29 protein-coding genes, 1 tRNA gene and 1 riboswitch are annotated in these 26,357 nt (G+C 47.9%); of the genes, 8 read left to right on the forward strand and 22 right to left on the reverse strand.

The genetic code is table 11. The features are described from left to right. Positions 1–4 precede the first annotated feature (4 nt). The 14 genes from HW560_RS31295 to HW560_RS31360 all read right to left on the reverse strand — a co-directional run bounded on the left by HW560_RS31295 (position 5) and on the right by HW560_RS31360 (position 11,980). The gene (locus HW560_RS31295) at positions 5–1,090 is read right to left on the reverse strand and encodes a pilus assembly protein (protein ID WP_179265505.1); all 1,086 of its coding nucleotides are present in this window, start codon (positions 1,088–1,090) and stop codon (positions 5–7) included. Positions 1,091–1,118: 28 nt separating this feature from the next. After that, positions 1,119–3,269 carry a hypothetical protein gene (locus tag HW560_RS31300; RefSeq protein WP_179265506.1) on the reverse strand — a complete coding sequence of 717 codons (2,151 nt, stop codon included), beginning with the start codon at positions 3,267–3,269 and terminating at the stop codon, positions 1,119–1,121. A 57-nt stretch (positions 3,270–3,326) separates the two neighbouring features. Further along, the gene (locus tag HW560_RS31305; protein ID WP_179265507.1) at positions 3,327–4,001 is read right to left on the reverse strand and encodes a TadE/TadG family type IV pilus assembly protein; all 675 of its coding nucleotides are present in this window, start codon (positions 3,999–4,001) and stop codon (positions 3,327–3,329) included. Continuing rightward, on the reverse strand, positions 3,985–4,173 hold the full coding sequence (locus HW560_RS31310; RefSeq protein WP_179265508.1) for a Flp1 family type IVb pilin: 189 nt from the start codon (positions 4,171–4,173) through the stop codon (positions 3,985–3,987). The genes HW560_RS31305 and HW560_RS31310 overlap by 17 nt, the downstream gene beginning before the upstream one ends. Positions 4,174–4,184: 11 nt before the next feature. Continuing rightward, the gene (locus HW560_RS31315) at positions 4,185–5,054 is read right to left on the reverse strand and encodes a type II secretion system F family protein (RefSeq protein ID WP_179265509.1); all 870 of its coding nucleotides are present in this window, start codon (positions 5,052–5,054) and stop codon (positions 4,185–4,187) included. A 12-nt stretch (positions 5,055–5,066) separates the two neighbouring features. Next, complete coding sequence (locus HW560_RS31320) at positions 5,067–5,828, reverse strand: type II secretion system F family protein (RefSeq protein WP_257031547.1); 762 nt, start codon at positions 5,826–5,828, stop codon at positions 5,067–5,069. A gap of 25 nt (positions 5,829–5,853) precedes the next feature. Beyond that, complete coding sequence (locus tag HW560_RS31325; protein WP_179265511.1) at positions 5,854–7,158, reverse strand: TadA family conjugal transfer-associated ATPase; 1,305 nt, start codon at positions 7,156–7,158, stop codon at positions 5,854–5,856. Continuing rightward, positions 7,155–8,378, reverse strand: coding sequence for a nucleotide-binding protein (locus HW560_RS31330; protein ID WP_179265512.1), 1,224 nt, complete (start codon positions 8,376–8,378; stop codon positions 7,155–7,157). Before HW560_RS31330 ends, HW560_RS31325 begins: the two co-directional genes overlap by 4 nt. Positions 8,379–8,540: 162 nt before the next feature. Next, positions 8,541–8,924, reverse strand: a complete 384-nt coding sequence (locus HW560_RS31335; protein ID WP_179265513.1) for a VOC family protein — start codon at positions 8,922–8,924, stop codon at positions 8,541–8,543. A gap of 277 nt (positions 8,925–9,201) precedes the next feature. Next, on the reverse strand, positions 9,202–10,065 hold the full coding sequence (locus HW560_RS31340) for a DUF6612 family protein (RefSeq protein ID WP_109998120.1): 864 nt from the start codon (positions 10,063–10,065) through the stop codon (positions 9,202–9,204). 100 nt (positions 10,066–10,165) lie between these two features. Beyond that, positions 10,166–10,588, reverse strand: coding sequence for a thiol-disulfide oxidoreductase DCC family protein (locus tag HW560_RS31345; RefSeq protein WP_109998119.1), 423 nt, complete (start codon positions 10,586–10,588; stop codon positions 10,166–10,168). Positions 10,589–10,732: 144 nt separating this feature from the next. Continuing rightward, positions 10,733–11,011 carry a hypothetical protein gene (locus tag HW560_RS31350; RefSeq protein ID WP_024629327.1) on the reverse strand — a complete coding sequence of 93 codons (279 nt, stop codon included), beginning with the start codon at positions 11,009–11,011 and terminating at the stop codon, positions 10,733–10,735. A gap of 98 nt (positions 11,012–11,109) precedes the next feature. Then, the gene (locus HW560_RS31355; protein ID WP_024629326.1) at positions 11,110–11,355 is read right to left on the reverse strand and encodes a zinc ribbon domain-containing protein; all 246 of its coding nucleotides are present in this window, start codon (positions 11,353–11,355) and stop codon (positions 11,110–11,112) included. Between the two features lie 205 nt (positions 11,356–11,560). After that, positions 11,561–11,980, reverse strand: a complete 420-nt coding sequence (locus HW560_RS31360) for an organic hydroperoxide resistance protein (protein ID WP_179265514.1) — start codon at positions 11,978–11,980, stop codon at positions 11,561–11,563. A 445-nt stretch (positions 11,981–12,425) separates the two neighbouring features. Between HW560_RS31360 and HW560_RS31365 the strand changes: the two genes are divergently transcribed. After that, a complete protein-coding gene (locus HW560_RS31365) occupies positions 12,426–13,721 on the forward strand; it encodes an Nramp family divalent metal transporter (RefSeq protein ID WP_179265961.1) in 1,296 nt (431 codons plus the stop codon). 147 nt (positions 13,722–13,868) lie between these two features. Here HW560_RS31365 and HW560_RS31370 read toward each other — a convergent pair whose 3' ends face one another. Beyond that, positions 13,869–14,561, reverse strand: coding sequence for an HAD family hydrolase (locus HW560_RS31370; RefSeq protein ID WP_179265515.1), 693 nt, complete (start codon positions 14,559–14,561; stop codon positions 13,869–13,871). Positions 14,562–14,731: 170 nt separating this feature from the next. Then, positions 14,732–15,130, reverse strand: a complete 399-nt coding sequence (locus HW560_RS31375) for an HAD family hydrolase (RefSeq protein WP_228469185.1) — start codon at positions 15,128–15,130, stop codon at positions 14,732–14,734. 117 nt (positions 15,131–15,247) lie between these two features. Continuing rightward, positions 15,248–15,423: riboswitch (cyclic di-AMP (ydaO/yuaA leader) on the reverse strand. A 366-nt stretch (positions 15,424–15,789) separates the two neighbouring features. On the opposite strand from HW560_RS31375, the gene HW560_RS31380 reads away from it, so the two are divergent. After that, positions 15,790–16,266: a glutathione peroxidase gene (locus HW560_RS31380; RefSeq protein ID WP_090894425.1), complete on the forward strand. Its 477-nt coding sequence runs from the start codon at positions 15,790–15,792 to the stop codon at positions 16,264–16,266. Positions 16,267–16,412: 146 nt separating this feature from the next. Here HW560_RS31380 and HW560_RS31385 read toward each other — a convergent pair. Then, positions 16,413–16,495, reverse strand: a tRNA-Leu gene (locus HW560_RS31385). A 374-nt stretch (positions 16,496–16,869) separates the two neighbouring features. Here HW560_RS31385 and HW560_RS31390 point away from each other — a divergent pair. From HW560_RS31390 to HW560_RS31400, 3 genes are all read left to right on the forward strand, one after another. After that, a complete protein-coding gene (locus HW560_RS31390) occupies positions 16,870–17,616 on the forward strand; it encodes an urease accessory protein UreF (protein WP_090894422.1) in 747 nt (248 codons plus the stop codon). Positions 17,617–17,888: 272 nt separating this feature from the next. Next, positions 17,889–18,092 (forward strand): hypothetical protein, encoded by a 204-nt coding sequence (locus HW560_RS31395; protein WP_063564423.1) that lies wholly within the window; start codon positions 17,889–17,891, stop codon positions 18,090–18,092. A gap of 27 nt (positions 18,093–18,119) precedes the next feature. Beyond that, positions 18,120–18,773, forward strand: a complete 654-nt coding sequence (locus HW560_RS31400; protein WP_090894419.1) for a nitrogen regulation protein NR(II) — start codon at positions 18,120–18,122, stop codon at positions 18,771–18,773. A 25-nt stretch (positions 18,774–18,798) separates the two neighbouring features. On the opposite strand, the gene urtE is transcribed toward HW560_RS31400, so the two are convergent. The 5 genes from urtE to urtA form a co-directional block, all read right to left on the reverse strand. Beyond that, positions 18,799–19,494 carry an urea ABC transporter ATP-binding subunit UrtE gene (gene urtE / locus HW560_RS31405; RefSeq protein WP_090894416.1) on the reverse strand — a complete coding sequence of 232 codons (696 nt, stop codon included), beginning with the start codon at positions 19,492–19,494 and terminating at the stop codon, positions 18,799–18,801. Next, entirely contained in the window at positions 19,472–20,281 is an 810-nt protein-coding gene (urtD, locus tag HW560_RS31410; RefSeq protein ID WP_179265516.1) for an urea ABC transporter ATP-binding protein UrtD, read from the reverse strand. Before urtD ends, urtE begins: the two co-directional genes overlap by 23 nt. Next, entirely contained in the window at positions 20,244–21,338 is a 1,095-nt protein-coding gene (gene urtC / locus HW560_RS31415) for an urea ABC transporter permease subunit UrtC (protein WP_179265517.1), read from the reverse strand. The genes urtD and urtC overlap by 38 nt, the downstream gene beginning before the upstream one ends. Before the next feature lie 18 nt (positions 21,339–21,356). Then, positions 21,357–22,262, reverse strand: coding sequence for an urea ABC transporter permease subunit UrtB (urtB, locus tag HW560_RS31420; RefSeq protein WP_076291709.1), 906 nt, complete (start codon positions 22,260–22,262; stop codon positions 21,357–21,359). A gap of 150 nt (positions 22,263–22,412) precedes the next feature. Continuing rightward, on the reverse strand, positions 22,413–23,663 hold the full coding sequence (gene urtA, locus HW560_RS31425) for an urea ABC transporter substrate-binding protein (RefSeq protein ID WP_090894404.1): 1,251 nt from the start codon (positions 23,661–23,663) through the stop codon (positions 22,413–22,415). A gap of 260 nt (positions 23,664–23,923) precedes the next feature. Between urtA and HW560_RS31430 the strand changes: the two genes are divergently transcribed. From HW560_RS31430 to ureC, 3 genes are read left to right on the forward strand one after another with little or no spacing between them, the layout of a single operon-like run. Then, a complete protein-coding gene (locus HW560_RS31430; RefSeq protein ID WP_076291707.1) occupies positions 23,924–24,226 on the forward strand; it encodes an urease subunit gamma in 303 nt (100 codons plus the stop codon). 18 nt (positions 24,227–24,244) lie between these two features. Continuing rightward, positions 24,245–24,634, forward strand: a complete 390-nt coding sequence (locus tag HW560_RS31435; protein ID WP_090894402.1) for an urease subunit beta — start codon at positions 24,245–24,247, stop codon at positions 24,632–24,634. Further along, positions 24,631–26,349 (forward strand): urease subunit alpha, encoded by a 1,719-nt coding sequence (gene ureC, locus HW560_RS31440; RefSeq protein WP_090894400.1) that lies wholly within the window; start codon positions 24,631–24,633, stop codon positions 26,347–26,349. Before HW560_RS31435 ends, ureC begins: the two co-directional genes overlap by 4 nt. Positions 26,350–26,357: the final 8 nt, after the last annotated feature.

A 26,357-nucleotide genomic window follows, 5' to 3' on the forward strand; every position in this document is an offset into this window, starting at 1 on the left:
CTCCTTATTTTCTGGAAGCCACATTAAACTCAGTCACCGTCTTGGCACCCTCCGCTGTCTCTACAACAAATGTCCATGTGCCTTCTGTAGTACGTGTACCGACAAACCAGTTCCACTCAATCACACCATTTTCGTCGGCAGTTGCCCATCCGATATGTTTGGCTGAACTTTCACCGGACTTGTAAAATATCGTAAGATTCGCTGTAGCCCCAGGCTCCACTTTGACCTTAATGGTCGCGTTGTTGCCTATGTATGCTGGCTCCGGCTTGGATAACACGGTTGCTGCTCCAGCTGAATCCGCGTCTCCTCCACTACTATTGGAGCCTTCTCCGGTATCTCCAATCCACACCCGTTCTGCCGCAGCAGCTTGAATACGTAAAGACTTCCCTAAAAAGGGGACTTTAACAGGCAATTCATAGCTCAATTCAAGCCGAAAGTAAGGATTCGTTTTATTTTTGAGATCAGGTATGGAAATACCATTAACATGCACACGCTCTACATCCAGTAGAGAAGTATTAATAAAAGGCTTGAGCAGCGGCTTAACGGTCGGATCAAGCACCGTCTCAAGAACGGATGTCTTGATTTCCTGTAACGGTTGTTCACCTCTGGCAGCAGCTGCACGAACCCAATTACTGAGTGGCTCCGGCAGTGAAGAGGCATACTCTTCGGCCCATTCCGTCAGTGACAGCTCCGGTATTTTCCATCCCCCCTCTGAGCTTTCACTACCCGCGGAATCAGAGGGTGTGAACACAAGGGATACGGGATATATTTGGGTGGATAACTGCTTTACCGCCTCACCTGCCGTGCTCTGCAACGCTGTTGATACCAACGTCATCTGCACGATGTAAATCAGGAACATGACAAAGAACAGGAATACAGGCAAAACCAGCGAGGCTTCCAAAACGATGCTGCCTATTTCCTTTTCTGATGAATCCGTCTTTCTTGGAGAACATTCTTTTTTTGGAAAACGCACCTTGGGAATAGAATGTATCTGCTCAGTCAGAGACTTCAATCTTTCCAATCTACGCACTCGTGTAAGTTGATTCTGTAAACGTGCCAATTTTTTTTCCTGCTGATGCTGCTTATCCATAATCCCTCCACGAAACAACCCGGATTATTCAATAGGAATAATCGGCCTTCCGATCTATGAAAAATCGCCCATCTTCTACCTGGTCTGCACTACCCATGACAGCACCTATACTTCTTGTGACTCCAGGTAAAAACCACAATTTGATACTACTGCGCATGTTTCCTGAAGCGTATGTCTGCTTCTCATCCGGATTCACTCCGGTATTCAATCGGATCAAAGCCAACATTCTGGACATTTTGCGTTCATTGTTGCTATGCATTAATAGGAACAAACGGAGATGGTCCCTGTATGTAAGCTTGACTTTGATATATTTGGACAATTCCACACTGCCGTCTTTAGCCAATTTCACCATATCTGCTATAGCGTTTGTAATTCCGTATAAAATCGCAGCAGATAATACAAGTAGTGGATTCCCCAGCTTGCTATTTTCAATTAATCCTTCTGCAGTTCGAATCGCCAGACGCATACCAAAGATCTCCGCATATGCAGCCGCCATATTCCCCGAAGGATTATGAAAACCATAGATAATATACTCCAGTTCCTGATTTTCCAGTTTAAACACTTCACCAGCATCTCCACTACCTTCAGTCCAGCTCAGCAGCTGTCCAAAATCCATCGAGTTGAAATATGCCAGTGCATACTCATTCTGAAACAATTCATCGCCAAGACTATCCAGCAAATTGGACATCCCGCCGAACAAACTGTCCATTCCGTTCATGGCATCACCACCAGAGTCATACGGATCGCCAGCAATCTTTGCCTTCTGGGCTTCCTCACGGCTCGCTTGGTTAAAAGCGATGTTGGCGTTGTAGTACTCCTCCAGTTGTTTAAAGGCTTCCATGGAGCCGGAGCTCCCCTTTTCGATTTGCGATAATATGCGTTTAACTTCCTTCAACTTCCCTTTGGATTCCTTATCATTCGCTTTGCGCTGGGCATCGGAGCCACGACCGCTCTCCAACAGCTGTTTGCTTTGAAGAATGACATTGGAGGGACCACTTCTTACGTAAGTGTCCATGTATTGTTCCGTGACCTGACTAGCCTGTCTAACCGCTGGTTTAATGGAAACACCACTCATTACCGTAACCGAACGAAGCTGCATATTAAGCTCCATACTGTCATTTCTGACATTGGTAAAATCCGAATTTTGTGAGCGTACACGTGCATTTAACTGATCGAATAATGTGTCAGCTCTTACAAGTTCAGAAGCAAGGGAGCGTGTACTTTTGGCTTCACTTCCCGATCCGGTAGACGGAGGACTCGTCCCAGGCAGTGTTGAGTTGCCTACTTTTTCATAACTGGCATTCTGTGAACGGTTCTCCCCCTCAGCGATTACACGCTTCATTTCCTCATTGATCTGGCGAGCTTCTTCAATCTTGGCCTGGGCTTCCTCCAATTTTGTCTGGTGAGCCTGCAATGCTGGTTGTATGATCATGCTTATGCCTGTCGCCACATTCCCCACACCTGTCCGATAACGAGCCAGCTCTAGCATGTACTGTTGCTGGTTGAATGGCAGTCCTTCATCCATTTGTTTCTTGTTTAGATAATCCGCATAACGCGCTGCTACTTCAGCAGCTGTCTCTGGCGTCTCTCTTAACATCTCATCGTAAATGGCAGAGGAAGGCGGATTCATGATCAGTGCGGGCAGACCCTTCAGCTTATCGGCAGATTCCGTCTGATTGGCTATTGCTTCGTCCAGCAATTCCTCACGTTTGTCATACAGTTTCTGCAATTTCTTGAGCAGATCAACAGTATGAGCAGCTTCTTTCATCTCTTCTGACATCGGCTTAAAACGATTGACCACTTCCAGGGTAAAATCAACCGGCGCACGATATTTCATATCCTCCTGAATCTGGCGATTAAAAATATCGTATCTGCCCAGTTCACGCTCCATGCTTAGTGAAGTCGTATCCCATTGGATATCCAGAATGGGAAAACCATCTTTCACAGCCGAGGGCTTCACACTATCATTCAGCACTTTGGCCATAATGGCCTCACCACTGCTGTCACCGTATCCAAATAGACCATACTCCCGCAAGGAAGTATCATAGGCTGACATCACAGATCTCATCGCTGCATGCGTCATTCGTTCTGCCTGTACTTTGAAAGCTGCAATACGTGCATAATCAATGAAAATGGAAACAAACATAAACATTCCAGCCAAAATCAAGATCAAGAACACGGTTACGGCTCCTGATTCACCGTCTTTTTTTCTGAACAGTGTTTCCTCCTCCTCTCCTCATTTTTTGGTTTTGCCAAAATACTGTACAACCTGTCCCGCTTCAGCGGCAGTACTGGCTGCGGCTCCGCCCTTGCCTTTAAACTTGGCCGCATAATAACGGACCAGATCCACCGTTCGGATGAATTCACTCGGTTCTACAACTGCTGAAGATCCTTGTGTTAATACACTGTTACCTGAATCGAATAAAAAAGAAGGCAGCGGTAAAGAAATCACCTGCTCCAGCTTGGTTGTAACTTTTCGTTGGATCAGCGAGTTCTGATATTCTATTGTCCCGTTCATGCCAGAAGGCATGCCTTGTGCGGCTTGGGACAGTTTCTTTTCCGATAGACTTCCACCTTCCCCCGCAGGTACAGACACAATAACCTCATTGTCCGCTCCCGCCCAACCAAACAGTGCTCCAAGCAATCGATCATCGGTCAGTCTCCAGTACAGGTTGTCATATTCCCCAGCCACAACTTCACCCGTCATCGCCTGCTTGTGGCTGTTGTCCCAGCTGTAGGCGGCACGTTCAGAAGCTGCATACGCATGTTGGTTCAGAAATGTTTTCTGATACATGTACATGGAGAAAAAGAGGATCAAGACGAGAATAAACAACACGATAGGGAAGACCAGGGAAGCTTCAATGGTGAAGCTCCCTTCTTCCTTTTTGAATTGGTTATTCGAAAAACTCATTACTTCTATTGCTCACATTCGTTAACAGTCTTTCTACCAATTTTTTAATTTGATCCTTGAATATTAATGCAATAATGATAATAACGCCGATGATCAGAATCAGCTCCAGCGTACCCAGCCCGTCCTCTTCCTTCCAAAATTCTGTTACTTTGCTTTTCATCAATTCCAGCATCCCAATTCCTCCTACATATTCATCATCATAAAAGCAGGTGCCCCGATCATCACGACAATCGAAAAAAAGATCAATACCATCGGAAACACCAGTTTGGAAGAAGCCTGTTCTCCCTTAGCCCGACTAACGGCCTTGCGTTTTTCCCACAACACATGGGACAGATCCCGCAGCGCCAGTACAAAGTCACCTCCCCCTCGCCGAAAATTCAGCAGCACTGTTGTTGTAAAAATCGTCACTTCCTGTACACCACACCGACGACTGAACTGTTCAAAGGATTGTTGAAACGAATAACCGTTGTTCCAATCCCCAACCATCTTTCGCAGCTCATTATAGAGGGGATGATTCCGTTCTCCCTGACTGGCTACACAGTGAACAATGGCACGCTGCACCGTTTCTCCCGCACCAACCAGCAGAACAATGCGGTTCAACAACTCCGGCAGCTCCATGAGTATGTCCTGATCTCTTCGCTGTACTTTGGTGTTAAGGTCTTTATAAAGGGCGAAGGGCAGTGCAACACCCAGTGCCAATCCACCTACCATACCGCCAAGTCCCATATCCCCAACGAGCGACAAAAGGCAGCCTACGAGCAACATCAGCCACGAGTAAGTCAGCATTTCAGCACAGTAGAGCATCGTTTTCTCGCCACTATGCTGTATGCCATACATTTTCTGAATGGCATGCTGCATACGGAACATGAGTACAGGTAATCTGCGGCCCACTTCGAACTTGTCCATTAAAAACAAAAAGGGACCATGCAGCTTCTTCAGACGTAATCCTTCCATATCCAGTTTGCGCAAATGTCGGTAGGTCTGCCCACGCGTTCGATCCAGCACCAGCCACCCTGCTCCGAGCACCCCTCCGAAAATAACGGGAAGCAGCATCGTGTCAGCTCCTTATACTTTGATATCCATAATGCGTGTAATCCACAAATAACAGCAGGCGAGTAATGCCAATGCCCCGCTGGAGATCATATATCCCATCCCGCTGTATAACGGCTCCATAAAATCCTTGGCCGTAAAGTTTAGAAAAATCAGAAAAATAAATGGAGCGGCAAACATCACTTTGGATTCAAACTTTTTCTGTGCCACCGCTACCATGATGTCCTGCTGAATATCCAGCTTCTCACCAATGACCGCAGAGGTTCGCCTCACCACTTCGACCAGATCTCCACCCGTTCGCTTACAAGTGATGAACACATCGGCAAAGTTTGTGATATCCTCGATTTTGGCCCGGTCCGAGAAGTCTTGCAGTGCCTCTTCAATGGGCTGACCATATTCCATCCGCGTCCTCAGAATGGTGAATTCCCGAATGAGATCCGTATCGGCCTCAGGGTTCAGCATGCGCAGATCCTCCACGGATTCCTTAAAACCGTTCTCTACCGATTTTCCCGCAGCCAGCGCGGAGGACAACGCATATAATGCCTGCTTAAAATGCAAACTGAGAGTCATTCTTCTTCGTTCCAGCAGTACTTCTGTCCAGTGTTTTGGTACCCATATACACCCCGCAGCCAATATCAGTCCGGCCAACCAGTGATGATAGAACAGAATACCGACACCAAAGAACAACAAACCACTAATCAGCATGCAGACCATCCGCTGTTTCTGGGATAGCGTATATACGGTGTAGTCCGTTAACGCCTGTCTGGCCTCACCCAACTTCATCACCTACCCATAAAATCAACTAATTTACGTTGTTATCCGATTCATTCAACTCATCGCTATTGCGTTCTATGTACTCGTTCAACCATTCCCCTAGCCCAGCCATCTGAATTTTATCCACTTGTCTCAGCGTTCCAACTTGCACGAGTCCACCAATAATCTTGCCTTCTTTTTCTTCGATTTCCTGGAAACGAAACAGTGGATTGAGCAGTACTTCTCCGTCCTGCATGCCAATCACTTCGCTAATCTCGGTCACCCGACGTGAACGGTCGCGCAGCCGGGATAGATGTACAAAGATATCAATGGCCGAGCTGATCTGCTGCCGGACAACTGCAATGGGAAGATCCGCTCCGCTGAGCACCATGGTCTCTAATCTGCTGATCATATCGGAGATCGTGTTTGCGTGCCCTGTGGACAAGCTTCCATCATGGCCTGTGTTCATGGCCTGCAACATATCCAGCGCTTCTGCTCCCCGCACCTCACCAATGACAATTCGATTTGGACGCATCCGCAAGGATGACTTGATCAGGTCACGGATGGATATTTGCCCCTTGCCCTCGGTATTCGCATTGCGCGTCTCCAGCGATACCAGATTGGGTACTGTGACAATCTGTAATTCAGCAGAGTCTTCAATCGTGATGATCCGTTCATCCGCAGGAATAAACTGAGATAATGCATTTAGGAAAGTGGTTTTCCCCGACCCGGTTCCGCCGCCGATAAAAATATTGTATTTGCTGCGCACCAACTGCTGCAGCAGCTCTGCCGCTTCCTCATGCAGGGCACCTTTACCAATCAGATCGGACATCTTCATTGGTTCACTCGGGAATTTTCGAATCGTCATGGTCGGACCCTTCAATGCAATCGGAGGCAGCACGATATTGACCCGAGAGCCGTCTTTCAACCGCGCATCCACGATTGGAGAAGACTCATTCACAATCCGGTTCACCCCGGATACAATTATCTGGATAATGTCTTCCAACCGTTCCCTTGACTCGAACTCCAGTGTGATCTGTCTGACTTCACCTTCCTGCTCAACGAAAATCTCCCGGTGGCTGTTGATCATAATCTCCGTAATTTCGGGATGATCCACCAATGGTTGCAGAATATCCAGCCCTCGAAAGGAGTCAAATAACCGTTGCACCAGCGTATGACGCTCCCCGGAGGTCAGATCATCCAGCTTGGGGTCAGAGAGCACTTTGCGCTCAATTCCCTGCCACAGTTCTTCGTCTCCCGCAGACGACGTTAAATCGAGGCCAGCCCTGACCTCGCGACGCATGATCTGAAACTGCTCTTCACGGTCCAGTATCATCCTGGATGAGTCCGTCATAGTGACCACCCATCACCCTTCTGGATTCGTCCTGTCTGCTTCAGTTCTTCTTCCCCGTCCTGTACAATCATGGCGCATAGTCTCTTCACTTCGCGTTGAAAGATCGGTGAGCTGAGCATCACTTCCTCCTGGCTTAGCTGCTTCCAGGAAGGGATATACGGCAGCACAGCATCCAGATGCAGATCAGGTCTTGGCAAAGCATTGATGACGCTGTCCCGATACTTGTTGACAATGAAGCGGGCACGATCCAGTACACTTTCATGCAGATCCGGCCACGTACGCTCCATATGCTGAATCCATTGACCCCAGCGGTGCATGGAAGAGATGTCATCCTCAACCAGCCAGACGAAAGCATCGGCAGCATCGAAAATCCCCTCACTTCGTCCATCCCAACCTGAGTCCCCATCCAGAATGAGCACATCATATTGCCCGCTGTCGGCCAAATAACGGATCAGGCTCTTCGTATCTTCACGGGACATTTGCAGCAATTCCTTCCGATTCGATAACGGCCAGAATACATCCGACTTCAGCGCTTCGTGACGTAGCACATATCCGTCCACCCCTTTGGTGGCGGACTGTGCTTGTCCCTGTTTGCCTGATTCCTTCCTGCCCACCTTCAAATCATAAAGCAGACGTGACAGCCCCGTTTCTGCGTCAGGTATACGCTGCCCACTTCTAGACAGACCTTTCTCTAGAAACGGCATCGAGCTATCCAGTGTCTCCAGATTGAGATACAGAACAGCATATCCTGCAAGCCCCAGCTGCTTCGCCATATGCATCGCCACCGCAGTTTTGCCACTCCCTCCGGAAGCTGATACAACTCCAATAGAAAGTGTCTCCTGTCCTGGACGATGGGTTTTCTTCCGACGCGGTTGCCGACAAACATTGAGAACAGCGTCCAGCAGCGTAGGCAATGGTTGATATTTCATCAGTCGTTTATCCTCATCCACTTCATCTAATCCTTCACTAAGCATCAGCCATGGAATACCCGAGGTTTCACCACCGTGACTCAGCCAGTGGTTCAGAAATTCCGGTTCCGCAATCACCAAATCCGGCACTTCCCTGCCTTCCTGCTCATTCATGTGATCCCTGAACGGTTCCCATTGTGAAAAGGCGGTAAATCGTATACTGGAGCCGGACAGGCTGCCTTGTACAAAATCAAGCCAGGCGCTGATATACTCTCTGTCTTTGGAAGCCAGCACTGCCTTAAGAACAATCAATTCTTCTCCCCTCCCTGCAAAAAAAGCACAAAAAAGCACCGTCCAATAACCGCAAAAAGTATGCAGTGTATGGACGGTGCTTCCGTCACGTGCTATGAATGTATGGATAATATAGCATACAATTTCTGGAGGAGCAAGGGATTTATTCAAACGTAAATCCGCTCAAGAATGATAGGGTGCATCAAATTCAATAATATTGCAGTCAGGATCAAGCACAAAAATCTGTGCAAACCCGGCAACACTATCTGGTCTTGCCTCATATTCAATTCCCTGCTGTTCCAGCCAGGCCAAAGTCTCCTTGTAACTCTTCACCCAGATCGCAAAATGTCCATCTGTTGTATCGATGCCAGCCTCACGAAGCGTATGTCCCTGCGGATGCTGTAATAGATGAAGCTGTTGACTACCAATGGCATACCATGTGCCCGTAGAGTTGAACGGCGGACGTTCAATCTCCTGCATGCGTAGCAAACCGGAATAAAATTTCTTCGCAACCTCCAGATCACGTACAGCCAGACTCACATGGTGTATATGTGCAAATTCTATCATTTCTTTGACCTCCTGCCTGAAATAGCCTTCCTTCAACTTCCCATCAACTCTAAATTCAATCGCTTACACGACTATACTATAACACCTTGGACTATAACCACAACGCATACAAAAAAGAAAAACACCCCTGATTGAATCCAGCGAACCTGTCGGTTCACACAAATTCATTCAGAAGTGCTTACTCCAGATTATCTACCTCATACATCCATTATCATGGTAGATTTAACCAGGTTAATTTCTCATTAGAGAGAATCACACCCGCTTATCCTTACGCTTCTTATTTAGCACTATCCAATGCTTCTTGCGGGATCTTGATCTCTTTCACGCCATTATGGTTAGAGAACGTGCTGGTCATCTTCATGTCCATCGAGATTTTCTGTCCTTCCTGCTCCATATCCATCACCATGTTGACATCCGTACTTGCAGGCAGATAGGTTTCTTTGTTGATCATATATTTCATTGTCATGCTGGTAATATTCATTTGATCAAGCATCGCTTGAGTTTGGGCATCCGATCCGTTTTGCTCCATGACCGCTTTGGCCAGCTCCTTCACGTTATCACCGGATACGTCAGCGTTAATGACGTAATTGTCGCCTTCTTCCGTAATTTTGGTGTCTTCGGCAATCTTTTTGAATTGCTCCAGCTCACCTTCCGGATTCATGCTTGCCTGCATCTGCTCAATCAGTGGTTTCGTTTGCTCGTCAGGAATTTTGACCCACTGGTCCCCCACCTGCGAATAAATCTTATCCGAAGTGATGTACTGCTTCACGTTCTGCGCTTCCTGTCCGGACATTTCCATCTTCATCTCCTGATAGATCATCATCGGATCTTTGATGATATCCATCTTCAGCGATGTTTTCACCTGTTGATCCTGGGACTGCTCGCCGTTCACCAGCTTCAAATTTTGATCAATATTGGCTTCCGTAGTGAAGCTTTTCATGTCTTTAGTCGCTGCATTCGTTTTCTCAATTAATTCGTCCAATGTAGGGAGTTTTGTCGCCTGCTCCGCAGTTGTATTCTCCTCATTCGACGTTTCGTTGCCAGCTGGCGGCGTTGCTGTACTGTTATCTGCATCGTTACTGCAAGCGGTCATGCTTACTGCTAATAATGCCCCAATCATTAATGTAGTCCACTTCTTCAAGTTATTTGCCTCCCAAAATAGAATTGATCCGTACTCATTACCCAATTATTTCCGTTATTAATCATTCGTTAACCGATACAATATGTCACGCTTCTGTCTTTTAAAGGAATCGATCCTTAATATCAGGTGTAGGCAGCATACACGCTTCATCTTGACCGAACCAGCGATATCGGTTGCGAGCTACCATGTTATATATGGCATTCCGAATAAATTTCGGTACAATAATCAACACGTACAATAATGGATAAGGGAATTTCAATCCTTTGGCCAGACGCAGCGCAGCGGTTGAACGTGTATAATATTTTCCATCCTCAATGAGTACAAACGTATCCATGCTGTCCGTGGACAGATTGCCCTTCTCCAGCAATTTTTTCGCTACATCCGATTGAAGTGATGCAAAATGATATTTCCCCTCCGGGTCACGCTTGATGATCCACTTCGTTAATCCTTGGCAGAAATGACAGACTCCGTCCACAAGCACAATCGGGTGTCCCTCATGCTGATCCGTTTGATTTGCTGTCATAATCGTGACCTCCTCATGTGTCCTATTAGCATAACTTACCCGTTTCGAGTCATCCCGGTCGCTTTTTTTACATTTTATTTTATTGTAACGGAAAATAGAAAAAGAGCGCAGGCTCAATGCCCACGCTCGTATCTGTCTTGGCAATTACTCAGCAATTGCCTTTTCCATCCATTGGTCATCAATCATCTGTTGATGCAGGTCACCAGCCCACTGGTCCATGCATTTGCAAATGAAATCTTTGCGACATACCGGACAAGGCGTTTTCTGTAGACGGCTGATATTGGTCAGCTTCCATTCCGGGGAATGGGAGTAGAATACACGGCATTGTGTGCCGTCTACCAATTTCATTTTAAATTCATACAATCCATCTTCCTTGTTGCCACTAGCTAATTCTAAATTTGCAATACGCGGTCTATAAGACATGGATATCACCTGTTAATTCAAATTTGGTTCATGCATTGACACTTCTCAGTACTAAGTCATATTAAAGAAATTTTAGTTCGATGTCAACTCACGCACATTTATCCCCCAAATAGAATATCAAGAATGGTACCCACCTGACCCTGCTTTTTCCCTTTCAGCACATCCGGATCGAATACTTCAACATATCCACAGGAAGAACAGGCGACGAAGAGATAATGATTGTGCTGAATATCAAACATTTTGCTAAGTCCCGCTCCTGACATGGATACTTCCTTAATGTTGCAATCCGTACCCCTGCATTTGGTGCATACAAATCGCCGTTCTATCATCTCTTCAATACTCATGGTCGTTCCCCCTTATTCGAATGTATGACTTCAAGCAAGAGTAGATTATGTAAAATAGTACGCTGTTCAACATGCAATCTCCTGCATCGCAACTGTATTATACAATACAAAACCCTGCCGAAGGCCAGCAGGGTCTTGTACTCGAGCATCAGGCATCCAAGGATATCCTGCTCTATATGTTCCCTTTACTCCTGCGAGTCAGGTCTTAAACTACATTAAGTACCACATCAATATTGCCGCGAGTTGCCTTGGAATAAGGACAGAAATCATGTGCCTTACGAGCAAGATCTTCTGCTTGACTGTGATCGACGCCAGGCATGCTCACATCCAAACGTACAGACAGCTGGAAACCATCATCCGCAGGATCTTTGCCGATGGATACATTACTGGTTACCACCACATTCTCCAACTTCACGCCCGCTTTGCGTGCCACATTGGCAAGAGCACTTTCATAACATGCACCATATCCCGCTGCAAAGAGCTGCTCAGGATTGGTTCCTTCACCACCGGCGCCTCCAAATTCTTTTGGCATTTTCAGATCATGCTTGAGCACGCCATCCGAAGAAGCCACCGAACCTGTACGTCCACCTTTAACTGTCGCTGTTGCTGTATATAAAGCTTCCATTAAGAATCTCTCCTTTACCTTTAAGATTTTTGATGCCTACACTTCAATTTAAACTTCTGGCTCATTTTGAAACGGTTGTTAATCCTTATTCAGCTTTTACAACTTTTTTATTTTCATGCATTTGGGATGAACTCAGGTAATTTATCTAGGGTTGGGTAATATACTAAGGCACATTTACTCCTGCTAAATTTTGTCCCTCTACACAAAAGTTGCACTAGACAAAAATAATTGAAGGAGTACAATGTAAGTATCAACATAAACGTTCAGACATATGTGAAGTCGTTTAATTACCCTTTTAAGATCTTGGTTTCAATGTTCAAATGTAATCAAAGGAATGACACCGTTCCTCTTCATATAGAATATCAATACTTCAAAGTCGGGTGATTATATTATGAGTAAAAAAAATCCGTTCAACACTCCTTCAAATGAGCCATTGGCTGCGGGTATGGCCCCATCTCTCGGGGAAGCCCACAGCTCCATGAAGGTGCCTCAGAACGCTGCTTGGTGGAGAAAGTTCCTTGCTTTTGTTGGACCTGGTTACCTGGTTGCCGTTGGATATATGGACCCCGGGAACTGGGCAACGGATATTGCCGGTGGTTCTCAGTTCGGTTATACGTTATTGTCCGTTATTCTGATATCAAATCTAATGGCTGTGGTATTGCAGTCTCTTGCTGGCAAGCTCGGGATTGTCACAGGACGGGATTTGGCGCAAGCCTGCCGCGAACGATTCAGCATGCCTGTAGTCATGATGTTATGGATTTTGTGTGAGCTTGCGATTGCAGCCACCGACCTTGCCGAGGTTATTGGTTCAGCCATCGCGCTCAAGCTGCTGTTCAACATTCCCATGTTGTACGGCGTCATTATTACCGCTGTCGATGTACTGGTCATTCTTTTGCTGCAAAATAAAGGCTTCCGCGCATTGGAATCGCTCGTGATCGTGCTGATGGCTACCATCGCCCTCTGCTTCGGGATTGACCTGTTTCTCGCTAAACCGGATATGGGCGGCGTCATGCATGGTTTTGTACCCAGTGCCGAGATTTTGCAAAATCCAGCCATGCTCTATATCGCCATCGGAATTATTGGCGCAACCGTGATGCCCCATAATCTGTATCTGCATTCTTCCATTGTGCAGACCCGTCAGATTGAAAAGACACCTCAGGGTAAAAAAGAAGCGATTCGTTATACTACCATGGATTCAACCATCGCTTTAACGCTGGCCCTGTTTATCAATGCAGCCATCCTGATTCTGTCAGCTTCCGTGTTCCATAGTGTAGGCATGACCCAGGTCGCGGAAATTACAGATGCTTACCATCTGTTGACACCACTTCTGGGTACCACCATTGCAAGTATCCTGTTCGGTGTAGCCCTGCTGGCTTCAGGCCAGAACTCAACACTCACCGGCACGTTGTCCGGACAGATTGTAATGGAAGGCTTCCTGAACATTCGTATTCCGGCGTGGCTTCGTCGACTGGTAACACGTCTGATTGCAATCATTCCGGCCGTTATCGTAACAGCCATTGCCGGAGAGCACGGAACAGAGGAACTGCTGATTCTGAGCCAGGTTGTGCTGTCACTGCAGCTTCCCTTTGCCGTCATTCCACTGGTGATGTTTACGAGTGACAAAAAAAGCATGGGGGCTTTTGTCAACAAGCCGTGGCTCCAAATCATCTCCTGGATCATCGCTGGGGTTATCGTTGTCCTGAATGTGTATCTGATTATCCAGACCATTATGTTGTTCTAGGTTACATGGAACTACGCCGTATTTTGTCTAACTCAAAAAGGCTGATCAACTCAAGTAACGTATCCCTTGAGACGATCAGCCTTTCCTTTTATATGTTTGAGCATTAACCTGATCCATACTAACCGGATCTTAAAAAACGCACTTCATTTAGTTGTCTGAATTCTGAGTTACCATCAACAATGGAAGAAGCTCCTCCAGTGATTTAATCGTCCAGTCTGGACGTTCTGCATCCGCAAGCTCCGGCTGGAACCTGCCATAACCCTGCAAAATCCGGATCGTGTGCATACCCAGCTTCTTAGCTGGAATAATATCATTATCGATCCTGTCGCCGATCATGACCGCTTCCTCGGGTTTACATCCCGCCTGTTTCAACGCTACAGCATACAATTCAGGATCAGGCTTGGACACTCCTTCTTCAGCCGAACAGGCCAGCACATCCACATACTTGCGCAAGCCGTAGCTATTCAGTCGATTTTCCGTCCCCGGGCTCTGATTGGCAATGATACCAATCTTATAGTGCTGCGACAACGTCTGAAGAACAGCGTCGGCTGACGGGAAGGGTCGCTCAAGCTCTTTGCGGAACTTCAGCTTCTCCTGTATCTGTTCCCGGTGCCCCTCATCGCTGATCAGAGTACGAATAGCCAATTTCATCGGCCATTGCTCGTAATTTCGGTAGGAGGCCGCAAATATGTCTCGCACCGTCTGCATCTCCACCTGATAACCAAGCGCACAAGCTTCACGAACGAACTGACCGATAATATCATCTACCGGCTCCCATTCGTCCACAAGCGTATCCCCCACATCAAAGAACAACCATTGTATTCCACGTACATCCGGCACGCCTATTCCTCCTCGTTAGCCACAGGAAATTATCCCTATTTCCCAAACCATAAAAAAGAAGACCCACCATCATGCATGAGTCTCCTCAAGAATCCGTTTTATTCATGATTTCAATTATAACAGGCAGCTGACACTGGATCAATCACAGGAATAGTACGAGCCACTAGCCATTAGCCATTAAGCAGAAATCCAACTTCCCCATTCAAGGAATATACAATACGGTCTGCTCCCATTCCCCGATAGATCCCTTTGGGATGACTTTGTTCGGTAATCACACACAGGGACTTGGATGTCCAGGATCGGCAGATCTGCAAATATCGACAGGTTAGGTTTAGGCTATTTTCAAAAATAAAAACATTGCCGACACTACCTTGCGGCAAAAACCATTTCTGAGCTGCAGCCGTGTTCATGCGAATGACATGCTCTACACCGATTCTCCGGAGCCTGCGCTCTTCCCCTGCACTGTTAGTCAGAACGGCAAAAGGCATTTTTTTGTACATCAGCAATTTGATAAATTTGCGTCCTGCTTCATTTGGAGCAGTCACTAAGATCATCTCTTTATCCATCATTCGTTCCTCCCTTGGCGTGAAAAGACAACAAAAAAGAAGCGTGGGGGACCAAGGCCTCCCGGACGCTTCTTCAATAATCCATAGCAAAAAGACACTATGAACCAGCGTACGGCTTGTTGCCTCTCCCTTTAACGCTTACGAGGTTAGCTGACGGATTCGGGCGCGAGAGTCGCCCTATTTCCGGCTGTCACCGGAAAATTCACCCCATGGATGCCCACTGTCCTGGACAGTTCATCCTGTTGGTTCCCCCGTTTCCCACCCATGAATGAATGGAAACTCAGCGATTAAAACATCGTTCTTATATCATCATAATCAGAGCGATATTATCGTTTGTTTCGTTTTTCATGTAAAATTTAATTTAAATTGGAATTACGATATGAATCATACACCCGTGCCATATTGGTGTAAAGTCTGCGCAGATCACCGAATCGACGGATTTTTGCCATTTCACATCAATAATAGCGCTTACAACACATCCATTCTCTACCCATCTCTTCAAAGCTCTCTAATTCTCTCTCTAGCGAAAATAAGGTAGCAAATCAGTCACAGATCATACACGACAGCTTGAAATGGAGTTAAAAAAGCAATATAAATTTTGCAATATTTAATTGCAATCAATATAATAGAGGATATAAGAAAATGAGATGGAGGCGATTTTCATGTCAGTCTACGACTACAAAGTAAACACCCTTCGCGGTCAGGAAGTTGAAATGTCCAACTATCGTGACAAAGTACTGCTTATCGTAAATACAGCAAGCCAATGCGGCCTTACACCTCAATTCAAAGGTCTGCAAGAACTTCAGGACAAGTTTAAAGACTCCCCATTTGAAGTTCTTGGTTTTCCAAGCAACCAGTTTGCACAGGAAAAGGGCTCCTCTGACGATATTGCTGAGTTCTGCCAGATGAACTATGGTGTCAGCTTCCCGATGTTTGAGAAAATTGATGTGAATGGTTCAAGCGCTCACCCTCTATTCCAGCATCTTACCAAAGAAGCACCGGGCGTACTCGGCTCCAAAGCCATCAAATGGAACTTCACCAAGTTCCTTGTGGATCAGAACGGTCGTGTTGTGAAGCGGTATGCTCCCAAAACAACACCTGATAAAATTGAAGCAGACATCAAAGCATTGCTTAAATAACAAGTAAAGGCCATCCCACCCCGGCAGACAGCATGAGCATGCATTCAGGGGAATCGGATGACCTTTTTTTTCGGACCCGGTTACTGTAAAAAACACAAAAAAAGAAGCTCCCCATACGGGAAGCTTCTTCTTAATCGTTCTTATGATGCGGTCGAGAGGACTCGAACCTCCACGGGTATACACCCACTACCCCCTCAAGATAGCGTGTCTGCCATTCCACCACGACCGCATGTCGTAAATAATCGGCAACAGAATTGATTATACCCGGTTCATGTTTAAAAGTAAAGCATTTTTATTAATATTATTTTAACTGCGCTTTTCCTCCCATAAATCGTATAATCTCGTCATTTTCTCCTACGAAGTGCATATGATTAAATTTGATCTCGTTTGTATATCCGATTAGGCTGATCACTCTACTTTCTTTATGACCACTCTTCATATTCTCTCAGTAGAACATAACTTATAAAGTTATATAAAATAACATTAAATAGATTTTATAGTTAAACAACCAAGAAACTATTGACAAAAAGCGGATATTTATGTGAATATATATATCATATAATTCGGATTTACAAACATAAAACGAACCAAAAAGGAGTATAAATGTTATTTAACATAACATTTAACGAACGTAGGAGGCGAAAGATTGTGAACCGTGGGAATAAGCTGCTCGATTACGTCAAACTGCTTGATTCCTCTATCCAGGTCGGAGGCTTCACCCATTCCTTCGGAATGGATGCCCATATCGCGGAAGGTACCATTCGTAGTGCTGAAGATCTCGAATCATTCATGCGCTGCCAATTGCATCCCAGCATCGTGCGTCTGGAAGGCATGGCGATTAAAGGCATATACACCGCCGCAGATCACAATGACGCGTGGCGTACAGCCCTCATCGACAAGCTCGTCCATGTCCAGCGCACCCCAGTCAATCTTAGAGAACATGCGACCACAATGGGCAAACGACTGATTAAGCTAGCTCGTGCACTCCACCCCTGGATTGATTTTAGCCACCTCGAACACACCCTGGCTAAGTATGAATCCGTCGGCTGCCTCTCCACTGTTCACGCCTGGATTAACCACCACCTCGAAATCCCTGTCGAGGAGGCGGTCCTTGGTTATCTGCATTCAGCCATGAGTGCCTGCATAACCGAAGCCTCCAAAGTAATTCCTCTTCATACCGATACAATCCAGGACCTGCTGGTTCGCCTGGCCGCAGACCTGGAACATGAATGGCATACCGTCAGCGCCTCCGCTGCCGATGGACTGGTACAACCAACCTCAATGTCCATGAAAACGTTGTTCCCAAGCTTTCACATGCTTGGAGCAGGGCTTCACGCCTACCGAGCCTAATCTACCCCCTCCCCTTCATACCCGCGTCCTCACGCAGTAAAATATATAAAAAACACGCCGCAACCTCATTGCTGGCGTGTTTTCTATGTCAATTATTTTGTCTATTTAACGTATTTACGCCATTTTTCATATTAAAATACACTTATTTCCGTCTTTTTTAATTGTTAGATGACGCAAATACGTATATAATAAAACATACAGCTCGCATATCTATATACTTTACACCAAGAATAACCAGCTGAACACTACATTCCAACGAGGGGTGAACCCTTTTGAACAAAAAGAAACCTGTGACTCCTTTCGGATGGGCCATCAAACGACGACTAACCGAACTCCAGGTCGACCAAAAGACATTTTGCGAACAGTATGGCATTCCGCCATACCGTCTGTCCAATCTCATTCACGGCACGCGTAAAGCAACCCGGTTCAGGAACCAGGTCGCTGACATTTTGGAAATTCCAGATGATTTAAGATAAGATTTCTGCCAAGGAGGAGCTCATTTCATGAGATACTTAATATCCGATCTGGAGAGATTATCGTTCCAGTCCATGCAGCACCAGCTTATCATCGTCGACCACAACTGGATTATTCGAAGCTGCAACACCGCTTGGCAACACGGACTCGGGCAACTTCTTCCCAACCCAAGCGTAGCAGGCCCCTCAAGAACAGCACCTGAACCACCTCATTACCTTCACCTTGTAGAGGGGTGGACATTCCGCGAGGAGAAAGCAAAGAATGCGAAAATTGTTCAGGAGTTAAAACGTATCACTGCACCTTTTAAAGACAGTTATACATACGACATCTCCGTTCGGACTATCAACAACGAACAGCGGTGGTTCCGCCTGGAACTCACCCCATTGATTCAGGCCGACCCATCCCTGCTGTCTGATCTCGCATTGATTGCACACACGGATGTGACCGAACAGAAACAGACAGAACGCCAATTGAAGAAGGCCCTGTCTGAAGTGCGTACTTTGCGCGGACTACTTCCCATCTGCGCTGTCTGCAAACAAATTAAGGATGAACAGGACAGCTGGAACTCTGTTGAGAGTTATTTGGAGAAGCACACTCATGCCGAATTTACCCATGATATCTGCCCGGATTGCATACGAAGACTATATCCCAAATACTCCAACATTCTGGACAAACGTTCCTGAACTCACCCTACACCAAGAACCCAAGCTACACAGACAGGTGGTGCTCAAACTGCGACATATCCAGCTCTCGCGGTGTTCCTTGCAGTGCAATTGCCCCTTTGTCCATTACATAGATATAATCTGCAGCACCGCGTACAAAATCAATGCTTTGTTCCACCAGCAAAATGGAGATTTCACCCTTTGCCTTAATTTGCAAAATGACCTGCCGGATATCCTCTACGATGGAAGGCTGGATGCCTTCTGTCGGCTCATCCAGAAGCAATAATCCGGGCCGGGAAGCCAGCGCGCGGGCAAATGCCAACTGCTGTTGCTGTCCGCCACTCAGATCACCACCCTGCCGTCCATACATCGTGGCAAGCACCGGAAACATCGCCAGCACATCCTCCGGGAACGTCTTCCCCCCTGTGCCACTGGTCTCCAGACCCAGCAGAAGATTTTCCTTTACCGTAAGCTGCGGGAAGATCTCCCGCCCCTGCGGCACATATCCAATCCCCGACCTGGCCCGCTTGGCCGGATCGTGGGTGGATAATTCCTGACCTTTCCACTGAATACTTCCCTTGCGCGTTTTAAGAAGCCCCATCAACGTCTTCATCAAGGTGGTTTTTCCTACACCATTACGACCCATCAGGCACACCACCTGACCCGGCTCGACATCCAGACTCACACCGCGCAGCACATTGCTCTCCCCGTAGCCGGACTCAATTCGTTGCAGCGACAGCATGTTCATCCCTCCTTTTGCCCAGATACACTTCAGCGACTCTCGGATCTTCCTGCACTTCCGCCATCGTACCTTCCTTCAGAAGTTTACCTTCATGCATCACCGTCACTTTTGCTGCATACTCGCGAACGAATTCCATATCATGCTCCACTACCACAACAGACCTTTCTCGCGCAATCTCCTGCAGTAGTCGGCCCGTCTTATGTGTTTCTTCATCCGTCATCCCCGCTGCCGGCTCATCCAGCAGCAATACACGGGGCTCCTGCAGCAGCAGCATGCCAATCTCAAGCCACTGCTTTTCCCCATGTGATAGCGCCCCTGCACGTGCATTCACACGGTCCTGCAGACCAATCTGGAGCGTAATCCGCTCCATGGCCGTACTTATTTTTGAATACCGCTGAATACCCAGAGCCTGTAAAGGAGAACGACGAGTCTCCGCAGCCAGCGTCAGGTTCTCCTGCACGGTCAGACCAGCAAAGATCGATGGAGCCTGGAACTTGCGCCCTACCCCTTTTCGAACAATCTGGTGCTCCTTCAGACGTGTCAGATCCGCACCATCCGCCATCTTCACTGTACCGGACAAGGGCTTGGTTTTGCCGCAAATCACATCCAGCATCGTTGTTTTCCCCGCCCCATTGGGGCCGATCAGAAAATGCAGATCATGCTCATGCAGCTTCAGATTCATGCCTTTGACCGCAACAAAACCGCCAAATGCCACCGTAATTTCTTCAGCGACCAGGACTACCGGAACGTCAGTAGACTTTTGGTTTTTCCTGACTGACTGGAACATGCACAACCTCTCCTCTCCGTTTCAGCAAGCGCACCACATGACGGTATACACCAACAAGCCCACTCGGCATGAACAAGACCACTGTTACAAAGAGCCCACCAATGACAAACAACCAACCTTCCGGATAAGCTTCACTGATGCCCGTTTTGGCTGCATTCAGCACCACAGCCCCGATTACCGCACCAATCAGCGTTCCACGACCGCCCAAGGCAACCCATAACACCATTTCAATTGAAGGCACAATCCCCATCATGGAAGGCGAGATGATCCCTACCTGGAGCACAAATAACATACCAGCGATTCCCGCCAGCGCTCCGGAAAGGGCGAAGGCCAGTGTTTTAAAGCCAGCCGGGTCATAGCCAAGAAAGCGAACCCGATTCTCCCCATCCCGCGCAGCTTCAAGCACCTGACCAAACCTGCTGTTCACAACCCGGCGACAAAGCAGGTAGGCGAGCACCAGAATGGCAAGCGTTATATAGTAGAGAGCAATCGTTGTCCCTGCCGAATGAAGGGTAAAACCAAAGATTGCGTTATATCCGGTTATACCGTTAGTCCCTCCCGTCCATTCCTGTTTGCCTACAAATAACGTTACGGTAATGAGGACTAACGCTTGGGTCAGGATGGTAAAATATACACCGGTGATCCGGTTACGGAACGTGAACCATCCCAGGGCAAAGGCCAGCAATGCCGGAAGAGCGATGCCCAGCAATAGCGCCACCGGAAATGACCTGAACGGCTCCCAGAACCACGGCAGACCGCTAAGACCACTCCATCCCATAAAGTCAGGTAGTGTTGAACCACTCGCCTGCAGCTTCAGATACATCGCCATGGCGTACCCGCCAAGTCCAAAGAATACGCCATGCCCCAGACTAAGCACCCCTCCATATCCCCAGATCAAGTCCAGACCAATCGCCAGAATGGCCAGGGCCAGGAATTTCGCTAACAGACTAAGCCGGAATTCCGTGGAAATGAGTGGAGCCAGACACATCATAATCAGGACAACCGCCCAGATGATCTTCATTTTCAGACTACCCGTCTTGAGAAGTGCCGACATCATATAACCCCCTTCTTCGCATTAATCCAGACTCCGGGTCCGTATAGCAACGAGCCCGCGCGGCTTCCATTGCAGAAAAGCTACAATACAGACAAATACGAGCACCTTACCGATCGAGGCCGAGGTATACGTTTCGAATAATGTATTGAACATGCCAATTCCAAGCGCACCACACACAGTCCCCACCAGTTTCCCCACACCACCCAGCACAACCACCATGAACGCATCCACGATATAATACGTGCCCAGCGAGGGACCAATCGGGCCAATCAGTGTCAACGCACATCCGGCGATGCCGGCAATGCCCGAACCGATGGCAAAGGTCATGCCATCCACTCGTCTGGTGGAAATCCCGAGACAGCCCGCCATGCTTCGATTCTGCATCACGGCCCTCATCCGTCTCCCGGAAGAAGTCCGATAGATGTACAAATACATACATAGCAGCACAACCGCGACCAGCGCGATAATGAAAAGACGTTTATACGGAAACACAATGCCGTCCGCGATGGTCAGACCTCCGTTAAGCCAAGCCGGACTGGACACCCCTACATTGGGCGCCCCAAATATCGTTCGGGCCAATTGTTGCAGCATCATGCCTACGCCCCATGTAGCAAGCAGACTGTCGAGCGGTCTCCCATACAGATGCCTGATCAGCACCACTTCCAGCAGCCAGCCTATAAGAGCGGCCACACCAAAGGCGATAGGCAGAGCCACAATAAAATAGACATCGAACCACGCTTGCGGAGCATACGAAATGAACAAGTTTTGCGTCACATACGTAGCGTAAGCGCCGATCATGATCAATTCACCATGCGCCATGTTAATGACATTCATCAATCCAAATGTAACCGCGAGTCCCAACGCAATCAGCAGCAGGATGGAACTGATGCTTAACCCATTGAACATTTGCAGGACAAACATATCCATCGCCTTTCCCTCCTCATGCTGTGAACATCTGAATAATTTTATACAAGACATCATTTACGTTTCGCATCAACGCTTTACCGTAATGTTGTAAGAGGGTGTGTTGTCGCACCCTCGTCTGTTATTCAACAGTTGTGACGTGAGATGCCCATGCTATTTGGTACTAAGGGAAGCGCCCCACTCGTACGTTTTCAGATACGGATCAGGTTTGACGGGTGCGCCGGAGTTCCACAATTCCTTGAACTGTCCATCTTCCTGCACTTCACCAATTCGCACCGTTTTGTAGATATGCTGATTCTCTCCATCCACCGTCACTTTCCCTTCCGGCGCATCGAATTCCAGACCTTTAGCGGCCTCCTTTACCTTTTCAACATCGGTCGATCCGGCTTTTTCAACGGCTGCTTTCCACAGATAAACGGCTACATATCCCGCTTCAATCGGATCGGCCGTCACCCGGTCAGCTCCATATTTTTCTTTATATTTCTCTACAAATGTTTTATTTTCAGGTGTATCTGTCGTTTGATAATAGTTCCAGGAAGCCAAATGTCCTTTCAGTACATCCGCCCCAATCCCCCGAATTTCTTCCTCCGCCACACTCACTGACAGAGTCGTCAACTGTTCGGAAGAGATCCCGGCATCCTTTAATTGTTTGAAAAAGGCGACATTGCTGTCTCCATTCAGCGTGTTGTATACAATATCCGGCTTGGCAGCCTTGATTTTGCTGATAATCGTACTGTAATCCGTGTGCCCCAGCGGTGTATATTCTTCCCCCACCACTTCGCCACCCTCAGCTGCAAGCTGAGCTTTAATGACCTGATTGGCGGTTTTCGGGAAAACATAATCCGAGCCCAGCAGGTAGAACTTCTTGCCCCTGTTCTCCAGCAACCAGGTTACGGACGGTACGATCTGCTGATTTGTCGTGGCTCCTGTATAAAAAATGTTGGGTGATGATTCCAACCCTTCGTATTGCACCGGGTAAAACAACAGACCCTTGTTCTGCTCAAATACCGGAAGCATCGCCTTCCTACTCGCAGAGGTCCATCCGCCGAATACAGCGGCCACTTTATCCTGCTGCAGCAATTTCCCTGCTTTCTCTGCAAATGTAGGCCAGTCGGAAGCGCCGTCCTCAACCACAGGCTCAATCTGTTTACCCAGCACCCCGCCTGCTGCATTGATCTCTTCAATGGCAAGCATCTCCGCATCCTTAACCGAGACTTCACTGATTGCCATCGTTCCACTTAGGGAGTGAAGAACACCTACTTTAATGGTGTCTCCGGATGAAGCTGGCTCTACCGTCCCACCGGAACCCGTCGCCTCAGGCGGCGTACCACCCTCCACACATCCTGTCAACGCAATGACTGCACCAAGCAAAACACTCCATAACTTGACCGACCTCTTCTTCAATAGCCTACACTCCCTTTTTTTAGTCTATTGACGAACATTAAGGACATATATGCCCGAAATGTTCGTTGATCCAAATTATGGAGTCTTACACTCACGGTGTCAATAATGCTTACACAATTTTATTTTATGCATACTCGTTTCATGCATGCTGCTAATATAATTGGAACCATATTGACAAAGGGTTCACCCTGTGTGAGTATATTTAACATATAACATGATCCATGACGACATAGACTATCTAAGGGAAAGGTCGGATTACCTTGCACTGGACTGAGCAGGAAAAAGAAAAACTCCTGATTACCGTGGCTGCTAACCTCGCCCGCGAACGCAGAGGACGCGGACTTAAGCTGAATGTTCCCGAAGCTATCGCCTTGTTAACCTCCGAGCTCATGGAACGCGCACGCGATGGCATGAGTGTTGCAGAGTTGATGCGATACGGCGGCACGATCCTGACACGCGAAGACTGCATGGAAGGTGTACCCGATATGATTCCTGAGGTACAGGTGGAAGCCACTTTTCCTGACGGAACAAAACTGGTCACTGTCCATGAACCTATACGCTGAGAAAGGCAGGAGAACTCCATGATCCCTGGTGAATATCGCTTAAAACAGGATGATGAGATCGTCTGTCATCCCGATCGCTCAACCGTACGTCTGATTGTACTGAACCGTGGCGACCGCCCGGTTCAGGTCGGTTCTCACGTTCACTTCTATGAAGTCAATGCTGCGCTGGACTTTGATCGCCCTTCTGCTTTTGGGCACCGCCTGCATATTCCGGCAGGCACCGCTGTTCGTTTTGAACCTGGTGAAGAAAAACCGGTCGAACTGACCACATTTGGCGGCAAACGTCAGATTTATGGATTTAACGGATTAACTGAAGGTTCAGCAGATCAGCCACCTGATCCACAGAAACTGGATACATTTCTGAAGGCTTTTGCACCCCCTGTGCAGGACGGAGGGGAACCTCTATGAAACGAATGAGCCGAGAACAATATGCATCCATGTTCGGACCCACAACCGGGGATGCCGTCAGACTGGCGGATACGGAACTGTGGGCTGAGATTGAGCATGATTATGCTGTCTATGGAGATGAAAGCAAATTCGGCGGTGGTAAGGTTATTCGTGACGGGATGGGTCAGTCCACATCAGCCCTTCGCAGTGACGGTACACCCGATACCGTCATCACCAACGCCGTCATCATCGATCATTGGGGGATTGTAAAAGCGGACATTGGCATTCGTGATGGTCTCATCTGCGCAATCGGCAAATCCGGTAACCCGGATACGATGGACGGAGTTGATCCCGCGTTGGTTATTGGCGCTTCGACCGAAATCATTGCCGGGGAAGGCATGATTGTAACCGCAGGAGGCATTGATACCCATATTCATTTCATCTGCCCACAGCAGATTCAGACTGCGTTATCCTCCGGGGTCACGACCATGATCGGCGGTGGTACAGGGCCGGCAACAGGCACCAAAGCCACCACCTGTACACCTGGAGCCTGGCATATCCACCGGATGTTGGAGGCCGCAGAAGCATTTCCCATGAATATCGGTTATCTCGGCAAAGGCAACAGCTCCAGCACCGCTCCATTAATTGAACAGATTGAAGCCGGGGTCATTGGACTGAAGCTGCATGAAGATTGGGGCACAACGCCAAGTGCGATCGATGCTTGTCTGACCGCAGCCGGAGAACATGATGTTCAGGTAGCCATTCATACCGATACGCTGAACGAGACCGGGTTTCTGGAAAATACATTGGCGGCCATTAACGGACGCACGATTCATACCTATCATACGGAAGGTGCTGGCGGCGGACACGCGCCGGATATTATCCGCGCTGCCGGAGAGTCTTACGTCATCCCCTCTTCAACCAACCCAACACGTCCTTACACACGCAATACCGTAGAAGAACATCTTGATATGCTGATGGTTTGTCACCATCTGGACCCATCGATCCCTGAAGACGTCGCCTTTGCTGATTCGCGTATTCGTCCCGAAACGATCGCGGCCGAAGACATTTTGCATGATCTTGGTGTATTCAGCATCATCAGTTCCGATTCACAGGCGATGGGCCGGGTTGGCGAAGTCATTATTCGCACCTGGCAAACCGCCGACAAGATGAAAAAGCAGCGCGGCAAGCTTGAACTGACCCCAGGCTCACCGTCCGATAACGATCGGATCAAAAGGTATGTCGCCAAATATACGATCAATCCGGCTATCGCTCACGGCATAGGCCATCTCGTCGGTTCTGTCGAGGTTGGCAAGCTCGCAGACCTGATCGTCTGGAACCCGACCTATTTCGGTGTAAAGCCCGAGATGGTCATCAAGGGAGGTATGATCACCTTCGCTCAGATGGGTGACCCCAACGCATCGATCCCTACGCCGCAGCCCGTCTTCGGCAGACCGATGTTCGGTGCTTACGGCGGCGCACTCGCCAAAGGGTCGATCACCTTTGTCTCCCAAGCCGCAGCAAATGCGGGAATCAAGGAGGCATTAGGCTTGAACAAGCGCGTGGAACCCGTCAAAGGCTGCCGTTCCGTGAGCAAAAAAGACATGATTCACAATGACGTAACACCCATCATTGAAGTCGATCCCGAAACCTATGAGGTACGGGCGGATGGCGAGCTTCTCACCTGTGAGCCTGCGGACGAATTACCGATGGCACAACGCTATTTCATGTTTTGACAAAGGGG

Source organism: Paenibacillus sp. E222 (assembly GCF_013401555.1).
Lineage (GTDB): Bacteria > Bacillota > Bacilli > Paenibacillales > Paenibacillaceae > Paenibacillus.

Excerpts from the sequence above, each read along its gene's own strand:
- HW560_RS31295 (WP_179265505.1), bottom strand. The coding sequence starts at position 1,090 with ATGGATAAGCAGCATCAGCAGGAAAAAAAATTGGCACGTTTACAGAAT.
- HW560_RS31305 (WP_179265507.1), bottom strand. The coding sequence starts at position 4,001 with ATGAGTTTTTCGAATAACCAATTCAAAAAGGAAGAAGGGAGCTTCACC.
- HW560_RS31310 (WP_179265508.1), bottom strand. The coding sequence starts at position 4,173 with ATGCTGGAATTGATGAAAAGCAAAGTAACAGAATTTTGGAAGGAAGAG.
- HW560_RS31315 (WP_179265509.1), bottom strand. The coding sequence starts at position 5,054 with ATGCTGCTTCCCGTTATTTTCGGAGGGGTGCTCGGAGCAGGGTGGCTG.
- HW560_RS31325 (WP_179265511.1), bottom strand. The coding sequence starts at position 7,158 with ATGACGGACTCATCCAGGATGATACTGGACCGTGAAGAGCAGTTTCAG.
- HW560_RS31335 (WP_179265513.1), bottom strand. The coding sequence starts at position 8,924 with ATGATAGAATTTGCACATATACACCATGTGAGTCTGGCTGTACGTGAT.
- HW560_RS31345 (WP_109998119.1), bottom strand. The coding sequence starts at position 10,588 with ATGACAGCAAATCAAACGGATCAGCATGAGGGACACCCGATTGTGCTT.
- HW560_RS31350 (WP_024629327.1), bottom strand. The coding sequence starts at position 11,011 with ATGTCTTATAGACCGCGTATTGCAAATTTAGAATTAGCTAGTGGCAAC.
- HW560_RS31355 (WP_024629326.1), bottom strand. The coding sequence starts at position 11,355 with ATGAGTATTGAAGAGATGATAGAACGGCGATTTGTATGCACCAAATGC.
- HW560_RS31360 (WP_179265514.1), bottom strand. The coding sequence starts at position 11,980 with ATGGAAGCTTTATATACAGCAACAGCGACAGTTAAAGGTGGACGTACA.
- HW560_RS31365 (WP_179265961.1), top strand. The coding sequence starts at position 12,426 with ATGGCCCCATCTCTCGGGGAAGCCCACAGCTCCATGAAGGTGCCTCAG.
- HW560_RS31375 (WP_228469185.1), bottom strand. The coding sequence starts at position 15,130 with ATGATGGATAAAGAGATGATCTTAGTGACTGCTCCAAATGAAGCAGGA.
- HW560_RS31380 (WP_090894425.1), top strand. The coding sequence starts at position 15,790 with ATGTCAGTCTACGACTACAAAGTAAACACCCTTCGCGGTCAGGAAGTT.
- HW560_RS31390 (WP_090894422.1), top strand. The coding sequence starts at position 16,870 with ATGTTATTTAACATAACATTTAACGAACGTAGGAGGCGAAAGATTGTG.
- HW560_RS31400 (WP_090894419.1), top strand. The coding sequence starts at position 18,120 with ATGAGATACTTAATATCCGATCTGGAGAGATTATCGTTCCAGTCCATG.
- urtE (WP_090894416.1), bottom strand. The coding sequence starts at position 19,494 with ATGCTGTCGCTGCAACGAATTGAGTCCGGCTACGGGGAGAGCAATGTG.
- urtD (WP_179265516.1), bottom strand. The coding sequence starts at position 20,281 with ATGTTCCAGTCAGTCAGGAAAAACCAAAAGTCTACTGACGTTCCGGTA.
- urtC (WP_179265517.1), bottom strand. The coding sequence starts at position 21,338 with ATGATGTCGGCACTTCTCAAGACGGGTAGTCTGAAAATGAAGATCATC.
- urtB (WP_076291709.1), bottom strand. The coding sequence starts at position 22,262 with ATGGATATGTTTGTCCTGCAAATGTTCAATGGGTTAAGCATCAGTTCC.
- HW560_RS31435 (WP_090894402.1), top strand. The coding sequence starts at position 24,245 with ATGATCCCTGGTGAATATCGCTTAAAACAGGATGATGAGATCGTCTGT.
- ureC (WP_090894400.1), top strand. The coding sequence starts at position 24,631 with ATGAAACGAATGAGCCGAGAACAATATGCATCCATGTTCGGACCCACA.